The organism is Natronomonas sp. (genome assembly GCF_047616845.1).
Taxonomy (GTDB): domain Archaea; phylum Halobacteriota; class Halobacteria; order Halobacteriales; family Haloarculaceae; genus Natronomonas.
Map to the genome: position 1 here is coordinate 31766 of NZ_JBLGBY010000003.1, position 20824 is coordinate 52589.

Consider the following 20824-nt stretch of genomic DNA (forward strand, 5'->3'; position numbering starts at 1 on the left):
CAGCCGTGAACGAAACGCTCGGTTTCGGGGCCCCTACTCGTCGTCGAACGGCGATCCAGCCGCGTCCGGTTCATGTCCGGAAAGCGAGACGATGTTCTCCCGGCCGACCCGAAGCTTCGAGATGTCGCCCGCCTCTTCCATCTCCGAGAGCAGCATCGATACCTTGGATTTCGACCAGCCGGTCTCGTCGACGATGTTGACCTGTTTCATCCGGCCGCCGTGGTCTTCGAGCAACTGGATGACGCGCTCCTCATCGGATATGAGCTCCTCGTCCGAGACGGCTGGCTCGGGCTCTGCGTCAGCCGCCTCGGAGTCGGCAGCCGTGCCGGCCGCGGCCGCCGCGCCGGCTGCTTCGGCACCGCCTGCCGTGTCACCCTCGCCGCCACTTGGCGGTTCGGCACCGGTTTCCGCGGCCGCACCGCCGCTCGGTGGGAGCATCCCCGAGCGGTACGCGACGGCCGCGCCGAGCCCGAGCAGTAGCACGACGACGAACGCACCGACCGGAAGCAGCCAGCTAGGGGCGCCGGAGCTCGGTTCACCGCTTGTCTCTGTCGGCGTAGTGACAGTTCCAGCCTCCGCGAGCTCGACGCGCGGGCGGTTGTCCGTGAAGGAGCGTTCACCATCCCACGTCACCGAATCACTCCCGGCCAACGTCTCCCCGGAGAGCTGTCCGTCCTCGGGCTGGACGTTAGCGAACGCCAAGTCTGTCCCCGCCTTGATGACGAGTCGCTGGTCGGGGCCAAGATAGAGGCCCCCCTCGAAGATATCGCCGACGACGATGCGGTTGTCGACCGCCGCGAACCCATCCCAGCGGAACGACATCTCGACGACGCCGAGGCTATCATCGAACCCCTCGGTGCGGGCATTCCGCTGGAAGTTCTCCGCGCTCATCGCACGCCCGGTGGCGTTCGTCCCAGACTCCGTCAGTGACACCGCCCGCTCCTGGAATTTCGTGTACATTTCCGTCTCGTTCGTGTTGAACTCCTCGGCGAATGCCTCGAAGTCCTGCCGCTCCTGGTCAGAAGAGAGCGTCCGCTCATAGCGGAACAGCCACGTCGCGGAGCCGTTCTCGTACACCGTAATCTGGAACTCGGTGCGGTCGGCCTCGAACTCCTGCGTCTCCACGACGTCGAGGCGCTCGGCCGTCGGGCCGACGGCAGTGTTCGGCTGTTCGGCAGCGACGCTCCCGAGGACAGCGGGCGCTACGAGCGAGCAGACGAGAAGGCTCGCGATGACCGGCACAACCCACCCGGCGCGCGACCGTACCATCGATACGGAACCCACAACCGCCGAGTTATAAAACACCTATGTCTCGATGGGGGCGTGCCGGCGAGTCCACTAATACTGCCGGCTGTAACTATCTGAAACGATACCTTCCGAAATTCCGCGTTCCAGTCCCCCGTAATCCGAATATCTCAAAACGACCGGTGCGGAATTACAGCCGGCAGTATAAGTTCACAGCGGCACGAGTTCGGGTATGAGCGATGCAGCGTCCCCGGAATGTCCGTTCTGTCGAATCGGGAGTGGCACGCAACACGCCCACCGTGTTCACGAGACGGACGAGGTCATCGCCTTCCTCGACACGAACCCGGCCGTCGAGGGACACACGCTCGTCGCCCCGAAAGCGCACGTCCGCGACATCGTCACGGCCGAACCGACGGCTGCAACCGCCGTCTTCGAGGCGCTCGACGTCGTCGCGGATGCGCTCGGCAGCGTTATCGAACCGGAGGGATTCAGCGTGTTCCACACCTCCGGCCCGCTCGTGGGGCGCATCGAGCACGCACACGTCCACCTCCTCCCGCGGTCGGAAGACGACGATATCTCTCTGGCGCTGCGTCGGACGGAACTGGACGAGACAGCCGGCGTCGCACTCGCAGAGCGACTGCGCGAAGCAGTGTAATCATACGGACTGCTGTACGTCGTTTCCGCACCAACCGCCCGCATTCGGATGGTCGTCGCGGGAAACAGGTACAGCAGTCCATATCACTCGAGCGCCGCTTCGAGCCGCTGAATCGGGTGGTCGGGCTTCGTCTCGCCCTCGCGGTCGCCGAGTTGGGTGCGGCAGGAAGCGCCGGGCGCGACCGGCTGGGCGGCCGCCGCATCGACCTGCTCGAACAGTTGCTCGCCGATGGCCTGGCTCATCGAGTAATGTTCGGCCTCGTAGCCGAACGACCCGGCCATCCCACAGCAGGTCGAATCCAACGGTTCGACCTCGTAGCCGGCGCGCCGAAGGACGCCGACGGCGTGGTGGTCGCGCTTCGTCGCCTTCTGGTGGCAGTGGCCGTGATAGACGAGCCGGTCGTCGACCGTCGATTCGTCGACGGGGAGACGCTCATCGAGCCGATGCGTGTCGAGATACTCACAGACGCCGTAGGTGTAGTCGGCGACCACCTCGGCCGCAGTGCCCGAAAGCAGGTCGCCGTAGTCCGACTGGATCATCACGGCATCCGAGGGCTCACAGACGACGACGTCCCACCCCTCCTCGACGCGAGGGGAAAGCGCGTCGACGACGTCGCGGGCCCGCTCGGCCGAGGTTTCGAGAAACCCCTTCGAGAAGGCCGCCCGCCCGCTCGGGCCGATGTCGGGCACGTCCACGTGGACATCAGCAGCCTCCAGCACGCGGACGGCGGCTTTCGCCACCTCCGGGTCGGTGTAGTTCGTGAACGTGTCCGGCAACAGGAGCGCGCGCCGTTCGGCCTCGGATTTGGGCACCGCGGGGCCGCGCTCGTCGAACCATTCGGCGAACGATTCACGCTCGAAGGTCGGCAGGTCGCGCTCGCGGGCGATGCCGAGCGTCTTCTCCATGAGATAGCGCGCGCCGGGTATCGACGGCAGGCGGTTCGCGACCGGCGCGAGCCGGCTGCCCCACTTCGATGCCAGATCGATGTTCGCGAACAGTCGCTCCCGAATCGACGCTCCGTGGCGGTAGTGGTGTTCGTATTCGACTTCGGCTTTCATTTTCGCGAGGTCGACCTCGCTCGGACAGTCGTTCGAACAGCCCTTACAGCCGATACAGAGGTCGAGCACCTCGCGCATGAACTCGGGGTCGGTCGCCTCGGCGTCGAGGTCGCCGGCCATCGCAGCCCGCAGCGAGTTCGCCCGCCCGCGCGTGCTCTGGATTTCCTCCTCTGCGGCCCGGTACGTCGGGCACATCACACCGCCCGTCGTCTCCTGGGGCCCGCGACAGCCGCCGCAGCCGTGGCACAACTCCGCCATCCCCTGGAATCCGTTGTCGTTGTCCCACTGCAGGACGGGCTCGAACCCGAGGTCGAACTCGTAGTCGGGGTCAAACCGAAGGTTCTCGGTCATCTCCACGTCGCCGCAGACCTGGCCGGGATTCAGCAGCCACCCGGGGTCGAACGTGGTCTTGAGTTCCTCGAACAGCTGGAACACGGCCTCGCCGTAGAGCTTCTCGTTCCACTGGCTACGGGCGCGGCCGTCGCCGTGCTCGCCCGAGACGCTGCCCTCGTATTCCAGAACGAGGTCGGTCGCGCCGTCGGCGATGCCGCGCATCTGCTCGATACCCTCCGTCGTCTTCGTGTCGATGAGTGGTCGAATGTGCAGACAGCCCGGCCCCGCGTGGGCGTAGAAGCTCGCGAAGGTGTCGTTCTCGTCCAGCACCTCTTGGAAGTCGGCGACGTACTCCGGGAGGTGTTCGGGCGGGACTGCGGTATCCTCGATGAAGGAGATGTGTTTCTCGTCGGTCGTGCGGCCGAGCAGGATGGGAAGCCCGGACTTTCGGAGTTTCCAGAAGCGGTCGCGGTCGGCCTTCGCGTGGGCCTCGTCGGCGTAGAACGCCCGGACGGACGCGTCGGTCGAACGGCGGTCGTCGGCCGGCTCGACCGCCGGCTCCGTATCGGGCTGACGGTCGGCCAGTAGATTCGCGACCTGCCTGCGGCCCGCCTCGTCGGAGCCGGCGTAGAACTCTACGAGCAACACGCTCCCGGTGCCCTCCGGAAGCGTCTCCTCGACGAGCGTTCCGAACTCGGAGGTGTCGCTTGCGAGGTCGAGCAGCACGTCGTCCAGCACCTCGACGGCCGCCGGGTCGAAGGACAAGATTGGCTCGACATCTTCGAGCGCCGTGATGAGGTCGTCGTAGGCCAGCAGCGCCATCGCTTTCGTCTCCGGTATCGGCTCCAGGGAGACGGTCGCCTCGGTGACGATGCCGAGCGTGCCCTCGCTGCCGGCGAAGACCCGGGCGAGGTTGACCGTCTCGCTGTCGCCGTCCTGTACCGCCGCGTACTCCTCGACGAGCCGGTCGAGGTTGTACCCGGAGACGTTCCGCTTCAGTTCGGGATACGCCCCGCGGACGGCGTCGGCTTCCTCGGTCGCAACCCGGAGCAGCATCGCGTAGATGCGAGCGAGGAACGTCTCGCCGTCCGCGCGGTCGCGCCACTCCTCGAGAGTCACCTCGCCGAACCGATGCACCTCGCCGTTCGCGAGGACGATCTCCAGCTCCTCGATGTAGGCGTCGGTCTTCCCGTAGACGAGCGAGTGGCTGCCCGTGGAGTTGTTGCCGATGGCGCCGCCGAGGGCGCTCTTGTCGCCCCAGGCAGGGTCGGGCGCGAACTTCAGTCCATCGTCGGCGAGTTCGGCATTGAGGTCGCCGAGGCGGACGCCGGGTTTGGCGGTTGCCAGCAGGGAGTCGGTATCGAACGACAGCAGAGCGTCCATATGCTTCGTGAAATCGAGGACGACAGCTTCGTTGACCGTCTGGCCGGCCAGTGACGTGCCGCCGCCGCGCGGGAGCACCGGAATCGCCCGGTCATCGCAGTACTCCATTACGGCCGCCACGTCGTCGGTGTCGGTCGGGAAGACGACGCCGATAGGCGTCACCTCGTAGGCGGAGGCATCGGTCGCATACAGCGTTCGGGTGTACTCGTCGAAACGAACCTCGCCGTCGACGAGACGCTCCAGATCGGACACCAGTCCGGGGCGGTCGACATCGCCACCCGTGTAATCGTACGCCGCGCGGTGGTCGGTAGCGGGGTCTGGGCGACCACCCATCACGTCGTCTCCACCCTCCGTAGCCATACACCGCCGTACGGGCGGGCACATCTAAAAGCCCGGTCGTCCCGGACAGTGACGCCGAGGTTTTTATACGAGCGCGCGGAACCCAGAGCAATGTCCGCAAGTGGCCCTTCCCCTGGCGACCCCGCTGAGACCCCCGACACGACCGACGACGAGCGGGCGCCGAACACGCTTTTCAACGCGCTTATCGGCGCCCTCATCAGCGCCATCACGGTGTTTTTCATCCCGTTCTCGCCGGTATTCGGCGGCGGTATCGCCGGCTATCTCGAAGGCGGCGACACCAACGATGGGCTGAAAGTCGGCGGACTTGCGGGGCTCGTCGCCGCCATTCCGCTCTTCTTCATCGCCGTCATCGTCGCGCTGTTCATGATGGGCATGATGATGCACCGCGGCATCCTCGGCGTCGCACTGCTCGGCATCGTGCTGTTGGTTTTCAGCGCCCTCTACGTGGTCGGATTAAGCACGCTCGGCGGCGCAATCGGCGTGTACGTAAAAAACGAACTCTAGTCCCGCCGATAGGTGACGAACGCCAACTCGTTCGCCGTCTCGCGGTCGACTGGGTTCCATTCCTCGCCGATTTCAGGAAAGTAGGTATCCCCCTCCGGAGCCTCGGGAATCTCCGTGATGACGAGTTCGTCCGCCTCGTCGATGAACTGCTCGTAGACGGTTGCGCCGCCGATGACGTAGACGGTCTCTTTGTCGGCGTCCAAGGCGGATTCGGCCAGCTCCAGGGCCTCCGCAGCGTCGCGTGCGTGTACCGCGCCTTCGGGCAGGTCAAGTGACTCCCGACGCGAGAGCACGATGTTCGTCCGACCGGGAAGTGGCCCGCCGAGTCGCGCCTCGATTGACTCGTACGTTCGCCGCCCCATAATCACGGGGTTGCCCATCGTCGTCTCCTTGAAGTGTTGGAGGTCTTCCGGGTAGTGCCACGGCATCCCGTCGTCGTTTCCGATGACGCCGTTCTCGGCCACCGCGGCGACGAGCGAGAGACGCATCGTCATTCGGCGACGGCGAACTCAAGCCCCGGCGCCGGGTCGTAGTCGTGCAACTGGACATCGTCGTATTCGAGCGCGTCAAGGGGGTTGTCCGCGACCTCGATTCGCGGCCGCGAGCGCGGCTCCCGAGAGAGCTGGGTCAGCAGGCCGGGTACGTGGTCGTAGCCCGTCTCGTCGTCGGGTTCAGCAGGTGCTTCGGCTTCCAGCCACTCGCGCACCTCGGCATACTCCGAGCGCTCGGAGACATCCGCGAGTCGTTTCTGCAGCGTTCCGAGGTTGTCGGCATACCACTCGCCGCGGTCACCCTGGCCGCAGTAGATGTGGGAGTCGACGATGGTGTGGCCGAACGACCCCACCTCGAACTCCGTACGATTGGCGACGGCGTGGGCCAGAAGCGAATACGCCGCGAGGTTGAACGGGACGCCGAGTGCGATGTCGCCCGAGCGCTGCGTGAGGTGGACGTTCAGGTGGTCGCCCTGGACGCTGAAGACGAACGTGTAGTGACACGGCGGCAGCGTCGAGACGGCGGCGTTTGCGGGATGCCAGGCGTTGACGACCATCCGCCGGGAGTTCGGGCTCTCCGCGAGGGTGTCGAGGACGTACTGGATCTGGTCGAACACCTGCTTCTCGGTGCCGTCGGCGGCCGTCTCGGTGTTCGTCCAGCGGTGGCCCTCCTCGGGCCAGCTTTCGCCGGGCAGACGGCCGGTGTCGTCGGGGACGGGGAAGCGCCGCCAGAAACGGCCGTAGGCAGTGTCGAGCATGCCGTCGTCATCGGCCCAGGCGTCCCAGATTTTCGTCTCCTCGCGGAGATTACGGATGTGTTCCTCTCCGGAGAGATACCAGAGCAGTTCGTGGATGAGGGAGTTCCAGCGGTAGCCATCCATCTTCTTCGTGGTCAGAAGGGGGAACCCCGCGGCGAGGTCGACCTCGTAGTGGTGGCTGAACGAGGCGACGGTGTCGACGCCGGTTCGGTTCGGCTTGTGCGTCCCACCGGCGAGGACGTCGGCGACGAGGTCGAGATACTGACGCATTTACTACCTACGAGTGGCGACCCACGGGGCTAAAACGATTCGGTCGCGGGCACCGGCGAGCCCGTATTCACTTCGCGTCGGCATCGGCGACGAGCCACAGCGCGACGCTGAACAGCGCAAAGAGGACACCGATGCCGATGATTCCAGCGAGGAGCCGCACGTCTTTGGTGGTTAGCGTGGGGAACGACGCCGGTTCGCCGGGTTGTAACATCGCATCAATGAGTGCCAGCGGCAGCGCCAACACGAGCGCGAAGCCGATGACGAAGCCAAGCACCGCGGCTGCACGAATCAATCGCACACGGTGTCACCCCGATTCATCGTCTCCACTCATCTATTCGTTGCTCGTGTTAGTGCTACAAAACCCTGCTGCTCGGCCGAACTGGGTTCAGCGATCGGACAGTACCCGAAGCGCTATCTGAAGGACGTGGACGAACACACCAGTGAACGCCACGTAGATGCCGACCGCATGGACGAGCGGCGTGTCAGCGTCGTAGGACGCGCGAACGTGCCAGATCTCGTAGCCGAGCCGCAGCATGAATCCGGCGAAGATGAAGACGAAGCCGGCGAGGAGCGCGATGGTGACGAACGACCCGATGAGGACGAACACCGCGCCGATGATGAACGCGCCGAGCGACCAGCTGCTCCAGTGGTCGAACTCCCGGTCACGCAGATAGACGTAGGCGGCGATGGCAATCGTCATCGCGACGGTGACGACGAGCGCGACGGCGAGGGCGATTCCTTGTAGGTCGCGCGGTGCGCGGGCGAGGATTCCGCCGCCGAACAGTGCGTATGCCCCTTCAAGCAGCAGAACGCCGGCGGCGGCCGTCCCCATCGACCCCGATTCCAGGCCGCGCTCGGCGAGGATGTTGCCGCCCGTGAGCGCCGCGCCGTACACGATAAGGCCGAGAATCGGGATGGAGAACAGGAGGTTGTTGACGGCCGCAAGCGGCGTCACCGCGACGAGATACATCAACACGATGTTGACGCCGATGAGCGCCGCTGCGGGGAGTGCCACGTTCCGGAACTTCGGGTGCGCATAGCGCGCGCTGGAGGAGTACGTCTGGCTCATATTTGCCGTTCACGCGTTGACTGATTATACCCATCGGCCACGCGGCCGGTGACCGACGCCAGCGTATTTATTCACGGGCGATTGACATCCGATATGGATTACACCGTAGCCGGAACGGACGACATCGAGAGCGTAGTCCCGAACGAGTGGGGCGGCATGTGGTTCTTCCGTGACGCCCTCGACTGTGAGAACCTCGGTATCACGCTGCTGGAGCTGGAGCCGAACGGCAAGGGCAAACCGCACGACCACGCCGAGGAGAACCACGAGGAGGTGTATCTCGTCGTCGACGGCGAGCTGACCGTCGAACTCGGCGGGAGCGAGGGTGAACCGGCCGACGAAGCGGTTACGCTCGAACCCGGTGAGGCAGTCCGGGTCAGTCCGGAAACCCGCAGGCAACTGCACAATCACGGTGACGAGCTCGTCCGCGTCGTCATCGCCGGCGCGCCGTAGCTGACACCCCTGCACGTATTTGACGGCTCGACATCAAGTCAGCCGTATGCCACGACATGTCGTCGGTCGATCAACGGAGGCGACGGTATGAGGAGTTTCTACGGCCGGTTCGTCGAGGTCATCGTCCGGCTGTTCCCGTTCGCCATCGCGTTCCTCCGCGACAAGCGGCGCTTCCTGCTGTTCGGTGGAAGCCGACACGTCCCCGAAGAGGCACATCGGCGCCGCGCGGACACGCTCGCCGAGACGCTGCTCGGCCTCGGGCCGGCGTTCATCAAAGCGGGCCAGGTGCTGTCGACGCGGCCCGACATCGTCCCGCCAATCTACACCGAGGCGCTGTCGGCGCTGCAGGACGAAGTCCCCGAGGAGACGGGGCAAGACCCCCGAACCGTCGTCGCCGACGACCTCGGCGAGGCGTTCGACCCCGAAACGCTGGAACCCATCGCCGGCGGATCGCTGGCGTACGTCTACACCGCCGACGTCGACGGCGAGCGAGTGGGCCTGAAAGTTCGCCGTCCCGGTCTGAAACCCCGCATCGAGCGCGACTTGCGTATCATCAGACGACTCGTTCCGGTCGTCGGCCTTTTCGCGGATGAACGACAGCGCTACTCGCTGCGGAACATCGCCGACGATTTCGAGCGCATCATCCTCGAAGAGCTCGATTTCGAGCGTGAGGCGCGGATGATGGCGCTCATCGGCGAGAACTTCAAGGCCGACGACCGGGTGTACATCCCCGATGTCGACGAAGCGCGAACGACCGAACGCGTCCTCGTCATGGAGTATGTCGAAGGCGAGAAGGTCACGGACGAGGCCGCACTTCGGGCCGTCGGGGTCGAACCCGAGGAGATGGCCGAACGCATCGCCGACGTCTATCTCGAGATGGGGCTCGAACACGGCATCTTCCACGCCGACCCACACCCGGGGAACCTCGCGGTCATGGACGACGGCACACTGCTCATCTACGATTACGGGATGAGTGAGAAGCTCTCGGAGAAAACCCAGACACAGATCGTAAACCTCTATCGGTCGCTGGCCCGCCGGGACGTCGACGGCCTCATCGATGCGCTCATCGCGCTGGACGTGCTCGCGCCGTCGGCCGACCGCGCGGAGGTGCGCCACGTCCTCGAACTCGCGATGGAGAACCTCGAAGGGCGCTCGGATATCGGCTGGCGGGACATCATCACCGAGCTGTTCGAGATGCTCCATGAGTTCCCGTTCCGCATCCCACCGAACGTGATGTTGCTCATCCGCGTCGGTACCGTTACCGAAGGCGTCTGTCGACAGCTCGACCCCGAGTTCGACTTCGTCGCGTTCGTCCGGTCGTTCCTCCTCGAACACGGCCTCTTCGAGCGAGAACTCCGCGATATCGTCGAAGCCCTCTCGACCGACATCCGGGCATCGGCGCCGGCGCTGGCCCGCCTGCCGGCGCGTGCCGACCGACTCATCGACCGCCTCGAACGGGGCGATCTGACAGTCGAAACCAGACAGCCAACCGAACCGCCACGGCACACGCTCGGCTACGCAGTGCTCGCGGCCGCGCTGTTCATCGCAACGGCCGTACTGGCGCTACACGAACGCCCCTACGAGTTCGTCGGCCTGTTCGGTGCCCTCGTCTTTCTGATGCTGTTCGTCCGGAGCCACCTCGGGCGGTAGCGCCGGTCGCGCCGGCGCGACGGGGACGGGATTCTTGTCGCCGGGTGCCCTCGTTCAGGTATGTACCTCGGCGACGCCACCTGGCCTGAGGTCGGCGACCATCTCGACGAGAACTCGCTTGCCCTCGTCCCCGTCGGCTCGACGGAACAGCACGGCCCGCATCTGCCACTGTCGACCGACCACGTCATCGCGGAGGGGCTTGCCCGCGCCGCCGCCGACCGCGCCGACGTACTCTGTACGCCCACGGTCAACATCGCAGTCAGCCCACATCACCGGCAGTTCCACGGGACGATGTGGGTCGACGCGCCCGTCTTCCGCGATTACATGGAATCGCTCTCCCGAAGCCTCGTGTACCAGGGTATCGACCGCATCGTCTTCGTCAACGCCCACGGCGGCAACGTCGAACATCTCCAGGAGGTCGGCCGCCGGCTTCACGACGATGGCACCGCCTACGCAATCGAGTGGATGTGGAACGAGTCCATCCCCGAGCTGGTCGATGCGCTCTTCGAGCAGAACGGCCCCCACGCCGGCCCGAAGGAGACGTCGATGGTGTGGCACATCGCCGACCTGGTTCGTGAGGGCGAACTCGAAGCCGCGCGCGACGGTGGCCTACTCGACCTGGAAGCGGCGATGACCGAACGCAACGGCGCCCGGCTCTTCTATGACGCCATCGAGAACAGCGGCAACGGCGCCTTCGGCGATCCGACCGACGCCTCGGCGGAGAAGGGCGAACAGCTCTTCGAGGCGGCTACGGAACAGTTGGTCGACCTTTGTACGTGGCTCGGGAAACAGCCGTGGGAGACGCTGGCGCCGCGTGAGCACGTTCGCGAGCACGACGAACGGGGTCAGAAGCGATAGCACAAAGTACCGGCCGGTCGCACCGATGGGTATGGCCGACCACGACGATCACGATGACGAGTCGAACGAGGGACGGACGACAGCACCGCAGAGCGACTACTCGATGCGCGAGGTCGCGATCGGCACCGTCGTCGCGCTCATCGGGCTCGGCGTCACGTTCGGGATTCCGCTGCTTGTAGCCTAAACCGCGAGGACGGCGCGCATCACCACCGCCGACAGGATCGGGATGGTGAGATTGTCGTCAACGATATAGTCGCCGACCGTGAGTTTGACTCCATCAGCGACCATTGCGCCGAGCGCGCCGAGGATGGCAGCGAGGGGTGAGACGAACGGATACGCGAGCGCGAGGCAGACGACGAACATGCCGACGAGAACGCGCGGTCGTTTTATCAGCCGGAGCTCGTCGCCGGCCAGAATGCCGCTCACCGGATCGCCGAGCATCAACATCAGGAGCGCGGGCACCGCGATCTGTGGGTCGAACACCAGGACGACGATGGTGCTGCTGAGAACGTACAGCGCGTACCCAGCGACTTTCTCCTGTTCGTATTCGCGGGTGAGCCGCTGGTAGATGACGTGGTCGAAGCCGGCGTACAGTCGAGCGGCTTCGAGGATCGCGGTCACGATGAGGCCGCCGACGGCCAGTGCCTGCACGAGACGCCACGTGACGATGCCCGACTGAAGGACGTGCTGGTCGAGGAGATACAGACCGGGGACAAAAGCGCCGGATGCATGCACCAGCCGACGGCCGATTTCGGGCGGCATGTGCCCTTCGTCGCGACGGGGGGCCTTATCTTCCGCGTTTCGGGCGAGCCACACATATTTGTAATCATCGGCGGAAGGTTCGGGTATGTCGGACGCCGCGGGGCAACTCGATATCGGCGCCGATGCGGCGTGGGTCGCCGCGGCACTCCTGTTGGTGGCGTGTCTCGGCGGCGCCGTCGTCCTCGCCGAGTGGCCGCTGTTGGGGGTCACACCCGAGCAGCCGGACGAGCCCACGCTCGTCGAACCGGCTGATGACGGCACGAAGCTGTGGCCCTACACTGCAAAATCGACGACCTACCGGAGCCGGACGCTGGGCATCAATATGGTGGTGTTCGGCGACCCAGCAGACGTCCAGACGATTCTGGCCGAGGAGACGACCTTCGAGTGGGAGGATGAACAGGTACACGAGGGAGACGCCGACAGCGACACCGTCTCGGGTGACCGCGTGGAGGTCGACGTGGACGCCGAAAACGTCTCGGAGCTCATCGCCTGGCGGCCAGCTGAAGGGTCGACGCGGTACGTGTACGTCGAATCCGACGGGACGGGTCGCTGGATTGACGAATCCTATCAGCTTCACTCGGGCACGTATTTCGGGTCGCGAATGCACGTCCGCGCCTACGACGACCCGAACGGCGAGTGGACGGCCCTCCAGGTTCACGAAGAACACTGGGACTGGTTCCGGCTTCGCCACACCGTAACGGGGTTGAGCGACCCTCGACAGGAGGTCGAACGCGATTTCATGCGGCAACCGTACGTCGACAGCGTCGCTCGGCTGCCGTTCCAGAACCCGACCGGTGACAGCGACGGCTGGGCGACAGCCGTCTATCTCTCCGGCCTGCTGTTGCCACTCGTCGTCGGCTTCATCGGGCGGACGCGGGAGGCGAAACAGCAAGCCAGGCGATTCCTCCAACGGCAACGCCGAGAGATCTCGCTGGGTGCCGCCCTCTTTGCGCTGTACGTCGGTATCCGCTACGTCGCAATCGGTGCCGAAAAGCTGCTTCCGGGGCTCTCGCCGAAGCTCATCGCCGGGCCGCTGTATCTCGCGCTCGTGTTCGGCGTGCCCGCAATCGCCTACGTCGGGGGGCGAGAGTCGACCCGGACGTGGGCGTTCGCGTTCGCTGGCGTTGGACTCGGAGCAGCGCTCATCGTCGACCTCGCCGCGATGGGCGTCTCCGTGCTGCCGTTGCGAGTCGTGCTCCATCGGGCGACCCTCCTCCTTGCGGTCGGTCTCATCGCACTCGGGAGCGCACGTCGAACACCTGAGAACAGACGCCCGACGCCGCTTCTCGTCGGGGGAGCAGGCTGGGTGCTCGCGCTCGGTGCGCCGCTTTTCGGGTATGTATGACATGGACGGCCGACGGAGAAGTTTATAACTGTTCGAGCGCGAAACTTCGGTAGGTATGGCCCCCGATTCCGCCCTCCGTCGTCGAACGCTACTCGCCGGGGCAGCGGGAACGCTCGCTGCCACCAGCGGCTGCGTCGGTGAACTCCGCAATCTGATGGGCCGTGAACGCAGCAGCCAGCTATCACTTAGCATCGCGACGATGCCGGCCTCAGACGACCCGTACGCGGTTCGTATCGCAAACGAGCTCGCGGACAACCTCCAACAGGCCGGCATCGACACCACCGTCGACCTGATGAGCCAGGATGTCCTCCTCCGCAACGTCCTCATCAATCAGGACTTCGACATCTACGTCGCTCGCTACCCGAGCGAGGCGACACCGGACGAACTCCGGTCGCTTTTACACTCCAGTTACGGTGAGGAAGCCGGCTGGCAGAACCCCTTCGGGTTCAGCGACCTCGGCGTCGACGAACTGCTCGACGGTCAGCGCCAGACCGACGGACAGGAACGACGCAACGTTATCCACGATATCCAGCGAGAACTCGTCCGCCAGCAGCCGTTCACCGTCGTTTCCTTCCCGGATCGTATCGCGGGCACGAGAGATGACCGATTCCAGGGGTGGCCAGCCGGCGGCCCCAGCGAACTGCCGGACTATCTGGCGCTGGAAACCGTCGCTGAGTCGGACACCATTAGGCTCCTCCTCACCGACCCTCGTATCACGCGCAACCGGAATCCCATCGCGGCCGAGCACCGCGACCGCGGCGATATCGTTGGCCTGGTGTACGACTCACTGATTCGGGAAGTCGACGACGAATCGGTTCCCTGGCTGGCCCGCGATATCGAGTGGGATGGCGACGGCGCCGCGACCGTTCGGCTTCGGGAGACGCCGTGGCACGACGGCACCCAGGTCACGGCATCGGACATCGACTTCACGTACCGCTTCCTGAAAGACACCTCGCTCGGTGAGTTCGACACGTCACAACCAACCCCGTGGCTCCGCGGCGCCACGTCGCTCGTCGACGAGGTCGAGGTCATCGCCGACGACGAGTGTCGCATCGAGTTCACGACATCGGTGCGCGACATCGCGCGACGCGCGCTCGAACTCCCGATACTCCCGGAGCACATCTGGGCGGAGCGGAGCAACCCCGCCGACGTCGCGGGCCTCGACATCGTCGGTCGGACGACGGAGGCACTCGTCGTCTCGAACGAAGAAGCCATCGGCAGCGGCCCCTTGCAGTTCGTTGAGGCCTCCCAAGACCAGTCCCTCCTTTTGGAACGGTTCGACGACCACTTCCTCGAAGCAGGCGACGCAAGTGGGATTCCATCACCCTTGAACGGCGGCCTCCCGTTCCAGCAGGCCCGGTTCGATATCGTCCCGTCACACGACACGGCTGTCGAGGTGCTCGAAACCGCTGGCGCCGACGCAAGCATCGACGGCCTCCAGGCATCCGTCGTGCCGCGAATCGGCCGTAGCGATGATATCTCCCTGACCGTTCGTCAGTCGGCGGCGTTCTACCACGTCGGCTACAACTGCCGGAACGCGCCGCTTTCGAATCCGCGCTTCCGGCAAGCGGTCGCCCGACTTATCGACCGTGATTATCTCGTCTCGGACGCATTCAACGGGTATGCGGGTGCGACTGAACTCCCGCTTTCGGCCGACTGGACGCCGAGCGACCTCCGGTGGGATGGGGAGGGGTCGCTCCCGTTCGCGGGTGAAAACGGCATTCTCGACGTGTCGGCGGCCCGCGACGGCTTCCGGGACGCTGGCTACCAGTACGACGACGACCGACTCGTCCACCGAGGGGGGTCGTGATGCTCGCCTTCGTCGTCGCACAGCTGCTCGGCGTTATCCTCCTCTCGTTGGGCCTTGCAAGCGGGGCTATCATCGGCGTTTCCCGGCTCACCGAGACGCGCCGCATGTATCGCGAGCGGTTCGAATCGGTCGCCCCCTACGTCGGCTTGCTTGCCGTCGTGCTCGTCGCGAACAAGATCGCTCGCGACATCGGCCCAAACGTCTCGTGGCTCATCGGCATCCGCATCACGGACGTCCTCAAACGCATCGACAGCCGGCTCCTGTGGCCGCTGTTCCCAGAGAACACCCCGCATGTAGTCGTCTGGTTCCAGTCCATGGCGACGCCGGAGTTGACCGCGTACTTCTCGGTTATCTACGTGTACGGCTACGTCTTCCTGCTCGTCTTCCCGTTCGTAGCGTATTTCGCGTTACCGACACCGCAACCGCTCCGGCGGACGATTGTCGCCTACAGTTCGAACTACGTCATCGGCGTCATCTGTTACGTCATCTTCATCGCCTACGGCCCGCGGTTGACAATCCCGGATTTCACCGAAGGGCTGCTGTACACGACCTACTCGGAGTACCAGTTCGTCACGAACGCGGTCAACAACCAGACGAACGTGTTCCCGTCGTTGCATACCTCGATGGCCGTGACCTCGTTCCTGCTCGCGTGGACGACGCGAGATGAGTACCCGAGATGGGTGCCGATTGCCGCCGTCCTCGCCGTCAGCGTCGTCATCTCGACGATGTATCTCGGTATTCACTGGGCAACGGACGCCATCTTCGGCATCGTGCTCGGCTGGGTCAGCGTTCGCATCGGCCAGCGGATGGAGGAGACGCCGCCGACGTTCGGCGCGGTCGGCGACCGAATCAGGGGCGTCTTCGACGCTATTCCAACTCGGCCGCGATGACGCTCCGGAGGTCGACGATGTCGGCAGCCGAATAATCGAGCGATGTCTCCCCGACGCGCAGTTTCAGTCGGCCACTGGCGGTCGCTTCACCAAGCCGCTCGACCGGCGCGACGCCGTCGAAGCGCTCCCGAACCGCGTCGGGGTCGGTCGTCTCGACGACAACGCGACCCGTCGCCTCCGAGAAGAGCTGTTCGGCAGGCGACACAGCACCGGAAAGCGTCACATCGGCGCCGGCCTCCCCGACCATCTCGGCGACCGTGACCGCCAGGCCGCCGTGGCTGACGTCGTGGGTCGATAGCGTGCTCTCGAAGTCCGCGACGTCCGCGATGGCTTCAACGATGGCGCTCGCGTCGTCGGGAACGGCCGGGAACCGGTCGCTGCCGCCGAACTGTGCGAGCAGTTCGGAGCCACCGAGCGAGCGGTCGTCCCCGCCACCAACGACGAGCAGCGTGCCCGTTCCGTCGAGGTCGGCCGTCGGCGCGTCGTAGCCGGCTTTCGTTCCGGTCATCGCGAGCGTCGGCGTCGGCGGAATCGGCCCGGATGGCGAGTCGTTGTACAGCGAGACGTTGCCGCCGACGACCGGAACATCGAGGTCGCTGCACATCTCGGCCAGGCCGTCGACGATGCCGCGGAAGCCGCCGTACACGTCCGGCTTCTCGGGGTTGCCACCGTTGAGACAGTTGACGGCTGCAAGCGGCGTCGCGCCCTTCGCCGCGAGGTTCGTGGCGTTCTCGAGCGCGATTGCGCGGGCGCCCTCGTATGGCGCGGCGTCCGTCCAGTTCGGGTCGGCACCGGACGAGAAGCCGAGGCCGACGCCGGCCTCCCGAACCGCGAGTAACGCAGCGTCATCGCCCGGTTTCATCGCCGTCCGCGTGCCGACCTCGTGGTCGTACTGGCGGTACACCCACGCGTTCGATGCGGTGTTCGGCGAGCCAACGACAGCCTCGAAGGCCTCGGTGAGGTCGACGTCGGGGAGGGAACGTTCGGGCTGTGTGGGCTCGACGTGGTCGAGGTCGTTCATCGGCGCGCCCTCGGCGAGATAGTACGCATCGCAGTCGACGACCGTCTCACGGCCTCGCGGCTCGTTACCCTCGCCGCTCGGCTCTCCCGAGGCGCTCCGCGCCTCGCTCCCCTCGAACGTGCAGACGTAGTTCCCCTCGGTGACCTCGCCGATGACGGAGCAGCCGAGGTCGTACTTCTCGGTTATCTCGCGAACCGCGTCGACGTCCTCTGGCCGAACCTCGTAACACATCCGTTCCTGAGATTCGGCGAGCAGGATTTCGAGGGCGTTCATGTTCGGTTCGCGCTGGTGGACAGCGTCGAGTTCGATGTGCGCGCCGAGGTCGCCCTTGGCAACGAGCTCCGAGGAAGCGCCGCCCAGTCCGGCCGCACCAAGGTCGCGGGCAGCTCGAATCAGGCCGTCGGCGACGAGTTCCTCGTTGGCCTCGATGAGCCGCTTTTCGGCGTAGGGATCGCCGACCTGCACCGCCGGTCGGTCTTCGGTTTCTGCGTCCTCCGAAAGGTCTTCGCTGGCGAAGGAGGCGCCACCGAGTCCGTCGCGCCCGGTCGCGTTCCCGACGAGAACGAGCTTGTTGCCCGGTGTCTTCGCGTCCGCGGTGACGAGCCGTTCCTCGTCCGTCAAGCCGATACAGGCGACGTTGACCAAGGGGTTGCCCTCGTAATCGTCGTGGAAGGCGACGCTGCCGGTGACGGTCGGCACGCCGATGCAGTTGCCGTAGTGGGAGATGCCCTCGACGACGCCCTCGAAGAGGTATTTCGAGTGTTCGCGGTCGAAGGCCCCGAAGTAGAGGCTGTCGGCCAGCGCGATGGGGTAGGCGCCCATACTCATCGTGTCACGGACGATGCCGCCGACGCCGGTCGCGGCGCCGTCGAAGGGGTCGACGTAGGAGGGGTGGTTGTGGCTCTCGATACCCAGCGTGATGTACGTCTCCTCGCCGTCGGGGGCAGCGAGCGGCAAGGCGATGACGGCGGCGTCGTCGCCCGGGCCGACGACGACATGCGACCCCTCGCTGTCGAACGCCGACAGGAGCGGTCGCGACGAGCGGTACGCGCAGTGCTCGCTCCAGAGGTTCTCGAACAGCGCTGCCTCGGCGGGCGTTGGCTCGCGGCCCAGCTCCTCGGTGACGAGTTCACGATCCGACGGCGAGAGACTCATTCATTTGTTTGCTGCCTTTGCCGGGATAAATCGCTTTTCATGTGCACGTTTGTGCATATTTCAGCCGGGGCCCGGTGCGGAACTGTTAGGGGAGTCGATGCCCGCGTGTACGTCGTGCGCAGCGGTGTCGTGGCCCTCGTCGTGCTCGTCGCCCTCGCGGGCTGTAGTGGCCTGCCTGTGAGCGACGCTGGAAGCGAGCCTTCGGCCACCGTGACGCCGGCTCCAGTTCCGGAATCGACGCCGGTCGACAGAGGCCCCGTCGTCGGTGAACAGGTCGACGGGGGACAGCTCGAAGCCGCCCACGCGGACGCGTTGGTGGGCGTGTACACCAGAATCGTCGACATCCGTATCGTCGTCTCGGGAGAGCGTCGGCTCGACTACCGCGGTGCGCTCACCAACTCGACGAACGGTGACCGCTCGCTGCGAACCCGAACCTTCAGCGGCGCCGAAACGCCCCGGTTCGCCCCGGGACTGGAGAACGTCTCCATGGCCCGAGAGCGCCGCTATGCTGTCGAGAACGACAGCGCGCGGCTCCGGGTCATCGATGGCGATCGGTCGGTGGTCGACGGCAGCGACCCGCCGCCGCTGGAATCGCCCGTGCCGATGGCCGACGCGGTCGCGCCCGTCGGCGCGATACTCGATGGCGCGACCGTGACAGAGCGGACGGTGACGGACGGCTACCGGCTGTCTGGCGACACCGTCGGGGACTCGGCGGTGCCGGCGTATCTCGATGACGTGCGGAACGTCACGGTAGGAGCGACGATTCGATCCAACGGACAGATCACGCTACTGTCCGTCCAGTACGAGGCGACGTTCGATGGCGAGCGTGCGACCGTCACCCAGAATATCTACTGGTCGCCGCCGGCCGAGCCGCTGGCCGAACCGCCGTGGTACGGGGACTCGTCGACGCCGACACCGGAGACCGACGCGTAGCGTTGCGACCGAGGCGCTTTTCTCGGGGGGCCGCAAACGAGGAGTCGTGCTGTCGGTCGAACTCCACGCCCACTCCGAGTTGTCGTACGACGGTCGCGACCCCGTCGAGCTGCTCTTAGAGCAGGCGGAAGCCGTCGGTCTCGACGCCCTCGCCGTCACCGACCACGACGAAATCGAGGCCTCGCTGTCGGCCGCCGCGAAGGCCCAGGAATACGGCCTCGTCGGCATCCCCGGCATGGAGGTCTCCAGTGCCGCCGGGCACATCCTCGCACTCGGCGTCGAGGAACTCGTCCCCGCCGGCCTGCGCTTCGACGAGACGCTCGCCCGAATCAGAGACCAGGACGGCATCGCCGTCGTTCCACACCCCTTCCAGAAGTCCCGCCATGGCGTCGCGCCGCACATAAGCCGCGAACAGCTGGCGAACGCCGACGCCATCGAGGTCTATAACTCCCGGCTTTTCACCGGCCGCGCGAACCGCCAGGCGGAACGCTTCGCCGAGAAACACGATCTCCCGATGACGGCGGGAAGCGACGCCCACATCGCCGAGATGGTTGGCCAGGCGGTCACCGAAGTCGACGCCTACCACCGAAGCGCCGAGGGCATCCTCGACGCCATCGAGGAGGGCCGCACCAGCGTCGTCGGCAAGCGCACCCCGTGGTTCATCAGCATCCAGCAGTTCAGCGGCGGGGTGAAGCGCCGCGTCGCTTCCATGTTCCCGTGGTGATGCAGGGCGCAGACCCCGCCGTCGTCCGTCAGGCGCTCGACACCCGAGAGCCGCTCCCCGGCACGGACGGCTTCGCCGGTGAACTGGATGGCGCGCTCGTCCGCGACGTTCTCGGTCGGTACCCACTGTTCTCGGAGGCTGACGACCACACCGAGTGGAGTGTCGACCCGACCGACCTCAACTCGCCGGAGCCGGTGCCGGCCGGCCACCAACGAGGCGCCGACGGCGACACTCGGGTCTGGACGCTCCCGAATCCCGACCCCTACGCCAATGACAACCGAGCTATCGACGCCGTCCGCTCGGCTGTCATCGAATCGGTCGACGAGGTCGGGGGCTCGCCCGCGATTGCCTTCTCCGGTGGCATCGACTCGTCGATACTCGCCGCGCGGCTGGACGGGCCCCTGTACGTCGGCGGCTTCGAGGACAGCCACGACGTCGAGGCCGCCCGGTCAGCCGCGGAAGCGCTCGACCGAGCGGTTCGCGTCGTCGAGTTCTCACACGACGACCTCGAACGCGCGGTGCCGGAGATCGTCCGCGCGACGGGACGGTCGAACCCGATGGACGTCCAGATTTCGCTGCCGCTGTATCTCGTCGCCGAGCGGGTCGCCGCCGACGGTCACGAGCATCTCGCTGTCGGACAGGGTGCGGACGAGCTGTTCGGCGGCTACGCGAAGGTGTCGCGCGCGCCCGAGGAGGAACGCATGGAGGCGGAGACGATTCGGGGCGCGATCCGCGAGATGATCGCCTCGCTGCCAGCCCAGTTAGAACGAGACGTGCTGACGCTGCGAGCGGCTGGCGTCGAGCCGGTCGCACCGCTGCTTCACGACCGCGTGGTGGAGACGGCGCTGCGACTGCCGGGCGATTTGCTCGTTCGCTCCGGCCCCACAGACGACGGCGACGGCGAAGTGCGGAAAGTCGCGCTTCGGCAGGCTGCGGACTTCCTGCCCGACGAAATTCGTCGCCGTGATAAGAAGGCCGTCCAGTACGGGAGTCTCGTGGCACGGGAGTTCGACCGCCTCGCCCGGCAGGCCGGCTTCAAACGCCGGATGGACGACCACGTCGGGCAGTACATCGACTCCCTCGTGGAGTGAGACGGGGCG

General features: G+C 65.8%; 20 protein-coding genes. 12 read left to right on the forward strand and 8 right to left on the reverse strand.

All coding sequences use genetic code 11. The features are described from left to right. Positions 1-33 precede the first annotated feature (33 nt). On the reverse strand, positions 34-1269 hold the full coding sequence (locus ACI8UR_RS01150) for a helix-turn-helix transcriptional regulator (protein WP_411714000.1): 1236 nt from the start codon (positions 1267-1269) through the stop codon (positions 34-36). A 208-nt stretch (positions 1270-1477) separates the two neighbouring features. Between ACI8UR_RS01150 and ACI8UR_RS01155 the strand changes: the two genes are divergently transcribed. Next, positions 1478-1900 (forward strand): HIT family protein, encoded by a 423-nt coding sequence (locus ACI8UR_RS01155; RefSeq protein ID WP_411714001.1) that lies wholly within the window; start codon positions 1478-1480, stop codon positions 1898-1900. Positions 1901-1983: 83 nt separating this feature from the next. Here the strand turns inward: ACI8UR_RS01155 and ACI8UR_RS01160 are convergent, their stop codons facing one another. Then, the gene (locus ACI8UR_RS01160; protein ID WP_411714002.1) at positions 1984-5034 is read right to left on the reverse strand and encodes an FAD-linked oxidase C-terminal domain-containing protein; all 3051 of its coding nucleotides are present in this window, start codon (positions 5032-5034) and stop codon (positions 1984-1986) included. A gap of 90 nt (positions 5035-5124) precedes the next feature. Between ACI8UR_RS01160 and ACI8UR_RS01165 the strand changes: the two genes are divergently transcribed. Then, positions 5125-5538: a DUF5518 domain-containing protein gene (locus ACI8UR_RS01165; protein WP_411714003.1), complete on the forward strand. Its 414-nt coding sequence runs from the start codon at positions 5125-5127 to the stop codon at positions 5536-5538. On the opposite strand, the gene ACI8UR_RS01170 is transcribed toward ACI8UR_RS01165, so the two are convergent. The 4 genes from ACI8UR_RS01170 to ACI8UR_RS01185 form a co-directional block, all read right to left on the reverse strand. Further along, positions 5535-6026 carry a dihydrofolate reductase gene (locus ACI8UR_RS01170; protein WP_411714023.1) on the reverse strand — a complete coding sequence of 164 codons (492 nt, stop codon included), beginning with the start codon at positions 6024-6026 and terminating at the stop codon, positions 5535-5537. The two genes, ACI8UR_RS01165 and ACI8UR_RS01170, sit on opposite strands and share 4 nt — an antisense overlap. A 2-nt stretch (positions 6027-6028) precedes the next feature. After that, complete coding sequence (gene thyA / locus ACI8UR_RS01175) at positions 6029-7057, reverse strand: thymidylate synthase (protein WP_411714004.1); 1029 nt, start codon at positions 7055-7057, stop codon at positions 6029-6031. Between the two features lie 67 nt (positions 7058-7124). Beyond that, positions 7125-7355: a hypothetical protein gene (locus ACI8UR_RS01180; RefSeq protein WP_411714005.1), complete on the reverse strand. Its 231-nt coding sequence runs from the start codon at positions 7353-7355 to the stop codon at positions 7125-7127. Between the two features lie 87 nt (positions 7356-7442). Beyond that, positions 7443-8126, reverse strand: a complete 684-nt coding sequence (locus ACI8UR_RS01185) for a Bax inhibitor-1 family protein (protein WP_411714006.1) — start codon at positions 8124-8126, stop codon at positions 7443-7445. 93 nt (positions 8127-8219) lie between these two features. Here ACI8UR_RS01185 and ACI8UR_RS01190 point away from each other — a divergent pair, with 93 nt between their 5' ends. From ACI8UR_RS01190 to ACI8UR_RS01205, 4 genes are all read left to right on the forward strand, one after another. Beyond that, a complete protein-coding gene (locus tag ACI8UR_RS01190; protein ID WP_411714007.1) occupies positions 8220-8576 on the forward strand; it encodes a cupin domain-containing protein in 357 nt (118 codons plus the stop codon). A gap of 87 nt (positions 8577-8663) precedes the next feature. Next, the gene (locus ACI8UR_RS01195) at positions 8664-10226 is read left to right on the forward strand and encodes an ABC1 kinase family protein (protein ID WP_411714008.1); all 1563 of its coding nucleotides are present in this window, start codon (positions 8664-8666) and stop codon (positions 10224-10226) included. A gap of 60 nt (positions 10227-10286) precedes the next feature. Then, the gene (locus ACI8UR_RS01200; protein ID WP_411714009.1) at positions 10287-11084 is read left to right on the forward strand and encodes a creatininase family protein; all 798 of its coding nucleotides are present in this window, start codon (positions 10287-10289) and stop codon (positions 11082-11084) included. A gap of 31 nt (positions 11085-11115) precedes the next feature. Further along, on the forward strand, positions 11116-11268 hold the full coding sequence (locus ACI8UR_RS01205) for a hypothetical protein (protein WP_411714010.1): 153 nt from the start codon (positions 11116-11118) through the stop codon (positions 11266-11268). Here ACI8UR_RS01205 and ACI8UR_RS01210 read toward each other — a convergent pair. After that, positions 11265-11819: a dolichol kinase gene (locus ACI8UR_RS01210; RefSeq protein WP_415087471.1), complete on the reverse strand. Its 555-nt coding sequence runs from the start codon at positions 11817-11819 to the stop codon at positions 11265-11267. The genes ACI8UR_RS01205 and ACI8UR_RS01210 overlap by 4 nt on opposite strands. A gap of 112 nt (positions 11820-11931) precedes the next feature. On the opposite strand from ACI8UR_RS01210, the gene ACI8UR_RS01215 reads away from it, so the two are divergent. From ACI8UR_RS01215 to ACI8UR_RS01225, 3 genes are read left to right on the forward strand one after another with little or no spacing between them, the layout of a single operon-like run. Continuing rightward, entirely contained in the window at positions 11932-13191 is a 1260-nt protein-coding gene (locus ACI8UR_RS01215) for a hypothetical protein (RefSeq protein ID WP_411714012.1), read from the forward strand. A gap of 55 nt (positions 13192-13246) precedes the next feature. Further along, positions 13247-15001: an ABC transporter substrate-binding protein gene (locus ACI8UR_RS01220; RefSeq protein ID WP_411714013.1), complete on the forward strand. Its 1755-nt coding sequence runs from the start codon at positions 13247-13249 to the stop codon at positions 14999-15001. After that, complete coding sequence (locus ACI8UR_RS01225; protein WP_411714014.1) at positions 15001-15891, forward strand: phosphatase PAP2 family protein; 891 nt, start codon at positions 15001-15003, stop codon at positions 15889-15891. The genes ACI8UR_RS01220 and ACI8UR_RS01225 overlap by 1 nt, the downstream gene beginning before the upstream one ends. On the opposite strand, the gene purL is transcribed toward ACI8UR_RS01225, so the two are convergent. Next, entirely contained in the window at positions 15869-18067 is a 2199-nt protein-coding gene (gene purL / locus ACI8UR_RS01230) for a phosphoribosylformylglycinamidine synthase subunit PurL (protein ID WP_411714015.1), read from the reverse strand. The two genes, ACI8UR_RS01225 and purL, sit on opposite strands and share 23 nt — an antisense overlap. Positions 18068-18181: 114 nt before the next feature. Here purL and ACI8UR_RS01235 point away from each other — a divergent pair, with 114 nt between their 5' ends. Genes ACI8UR_RS01235 through ACI8UR_RS01245 form a run of 3 tightly spaced genes read left to right on the forward strand, consistent with a single transcriptional unit; the run spans position 18182 to position 20815 of the window. Further along, the gene (locus tag ACI8UR_RS01235; RefSeq protein WP_415087473.1) at positions 18182-19000 is read left to right on the forward strand and encodes a hypothetical protein; all 819 of its coding nucleotides are present in this window, start codon (positions 18182-18184) and stop codon (positions 18998-19000) included. A 46-nt stretch (positions 19001-19046) separates the two neighbouring features. Then, positions 19047-19724 (forward strand): PHP domain-containing protein, encoded by a 678-nt coding sequence (locus ACI8UR_RS01240; RefSeq protein WP_411714017.1) that lies wholly within the window; start codon positions 19047-19049, stop codon positions 19722-19724. Then, positions 19724-20815 carry an asparagine synthase C-terminal domain-containing protein gene (locus tag ACI8UR_RS01245; RefSeq protein WP_411714018.1) on the forward strand — a complete coding sequence of 364 codons (1092 nt, stop codon included), beginning with the start codon at positions 19724-19726 and terminating at the stop codon, positions 20813-20815. Before ACI8UR_RS01240 ends, ACI8UR_RS01245 begins: the two co-directional genes overlap by 1 nt. Positions 20816-20824: the final 9 nt, after the last annotated feature.

Coding starts and splice junctions, on each gene's coding strand:
- ACI8UR_RS01150 (WP_411714000.1), bottom strand. CDS start 1,269: ATGGTACGGTCGCGCGCCGGGTGGGTTGTGCCGGTCATCGCGAGCCTT.
- ACI8UR_RS01155 (WP_411714001.1), top strand. CDS start 1,478: ATGAGCGATGCAGCGTCCCCGGAATGTCCGTTCTGTCGAATCGGGAGT.
- ACI8UR_RS01160 (WP_411714002.1), bottom strand. CDS start 5,034: ATGGCTACGGAGGGTGGAGACGACGTGATGGGTGGTCGCCCAGACCCC.
- ACI8UR_RS01165 (WP_411714003.1), top strand. CDS start 5,125: ATGTCCGCAAGTGGCCCTTCCCCTGGCGACCCCGCTGAGACCCCCGAC.
- ACI8UR_RS01170 (WP_411714023.1), bottom strand. CDS start 6,026: ATGCGTCTCTCGCTCGTCGCCGCGGTGGCCGAGAACGGCGTCATCGGA.
- thyA (WP_411714004.1), bottom strand. CDS start 7,057: ATGCGTCAGTATCTCGACCTCGTCGCCGACGTCCTCGCCGGTGGGACG.
- ACI8UR_RS01185 (WP_411714006.1), bottom strand. CDS start 8,126: ATGAGCCAGACGTACTCCTCCAGCGCGCGCTATGCGCACCCGAAGTTC.
- ACI8UR_RS01190 (WP_411714007.1), top strand. CDS start 8,220: ATGGATTACACCGTAGCCGGAACGGACGACATCGAGAGCGTAGTCCCG.
- ACI8UR_RS01195 (WP_411714008.1), top strand. CDS start 8,664: ATGAGGAGTTTCTACGGCCGGTTCGTCGAGGTCATCGTCCGGCTGTTC.
- ACI8UR_RS01200 (WP_411714009.1), top strand. CDS start 10,287: ATGTACCTCGGCGACGCCACCTGGCCTGAGGTCGGCGACCATCTCGAC.
- ACI8UR_RS01205 (WP_411714010.1), top strand. CDS start 11,116: ATGGCCGACCACGACGATCACGATGACGAGTCGAACGAGGGACGGACG.
- ACI8UR_RS01215 (WP_411714012.1), top strand. CDS start 11,932: ATGTCGGACGCCGCGGGGCAACTCGATATCGGCGCCGATGCGGCGTGG.
- ACI8UR_RS01220 (WP_411714013.1), top strand. CDS start 13,247: ATGGCCCCCGATTCCGCCCTCCGTCGTCGAACGCTACTCGCCGGGGCA.
- ACI8UR_RS01225 (WP_411714014.1), top strand. CDS start 15,001: ATGCTCGCCTTCGTCGTCGCACAGCTGCTCGGCGTTATCCTCCTCTCG.
- purL (WP_411714015.1), bottom strand. CDS start 18,067: ATGAGTCTCTCGCCGTCGGATCGTGAACTCGTCACCGAGGAGCTGGGC.
- ACI8UR_RS01245 (WP_411714018.1), top strand. CDS start 19,724: ATGCAGGGCGCAGACCCCGCCGTCGTCCGTCAGGCGCTCGACACCCGA.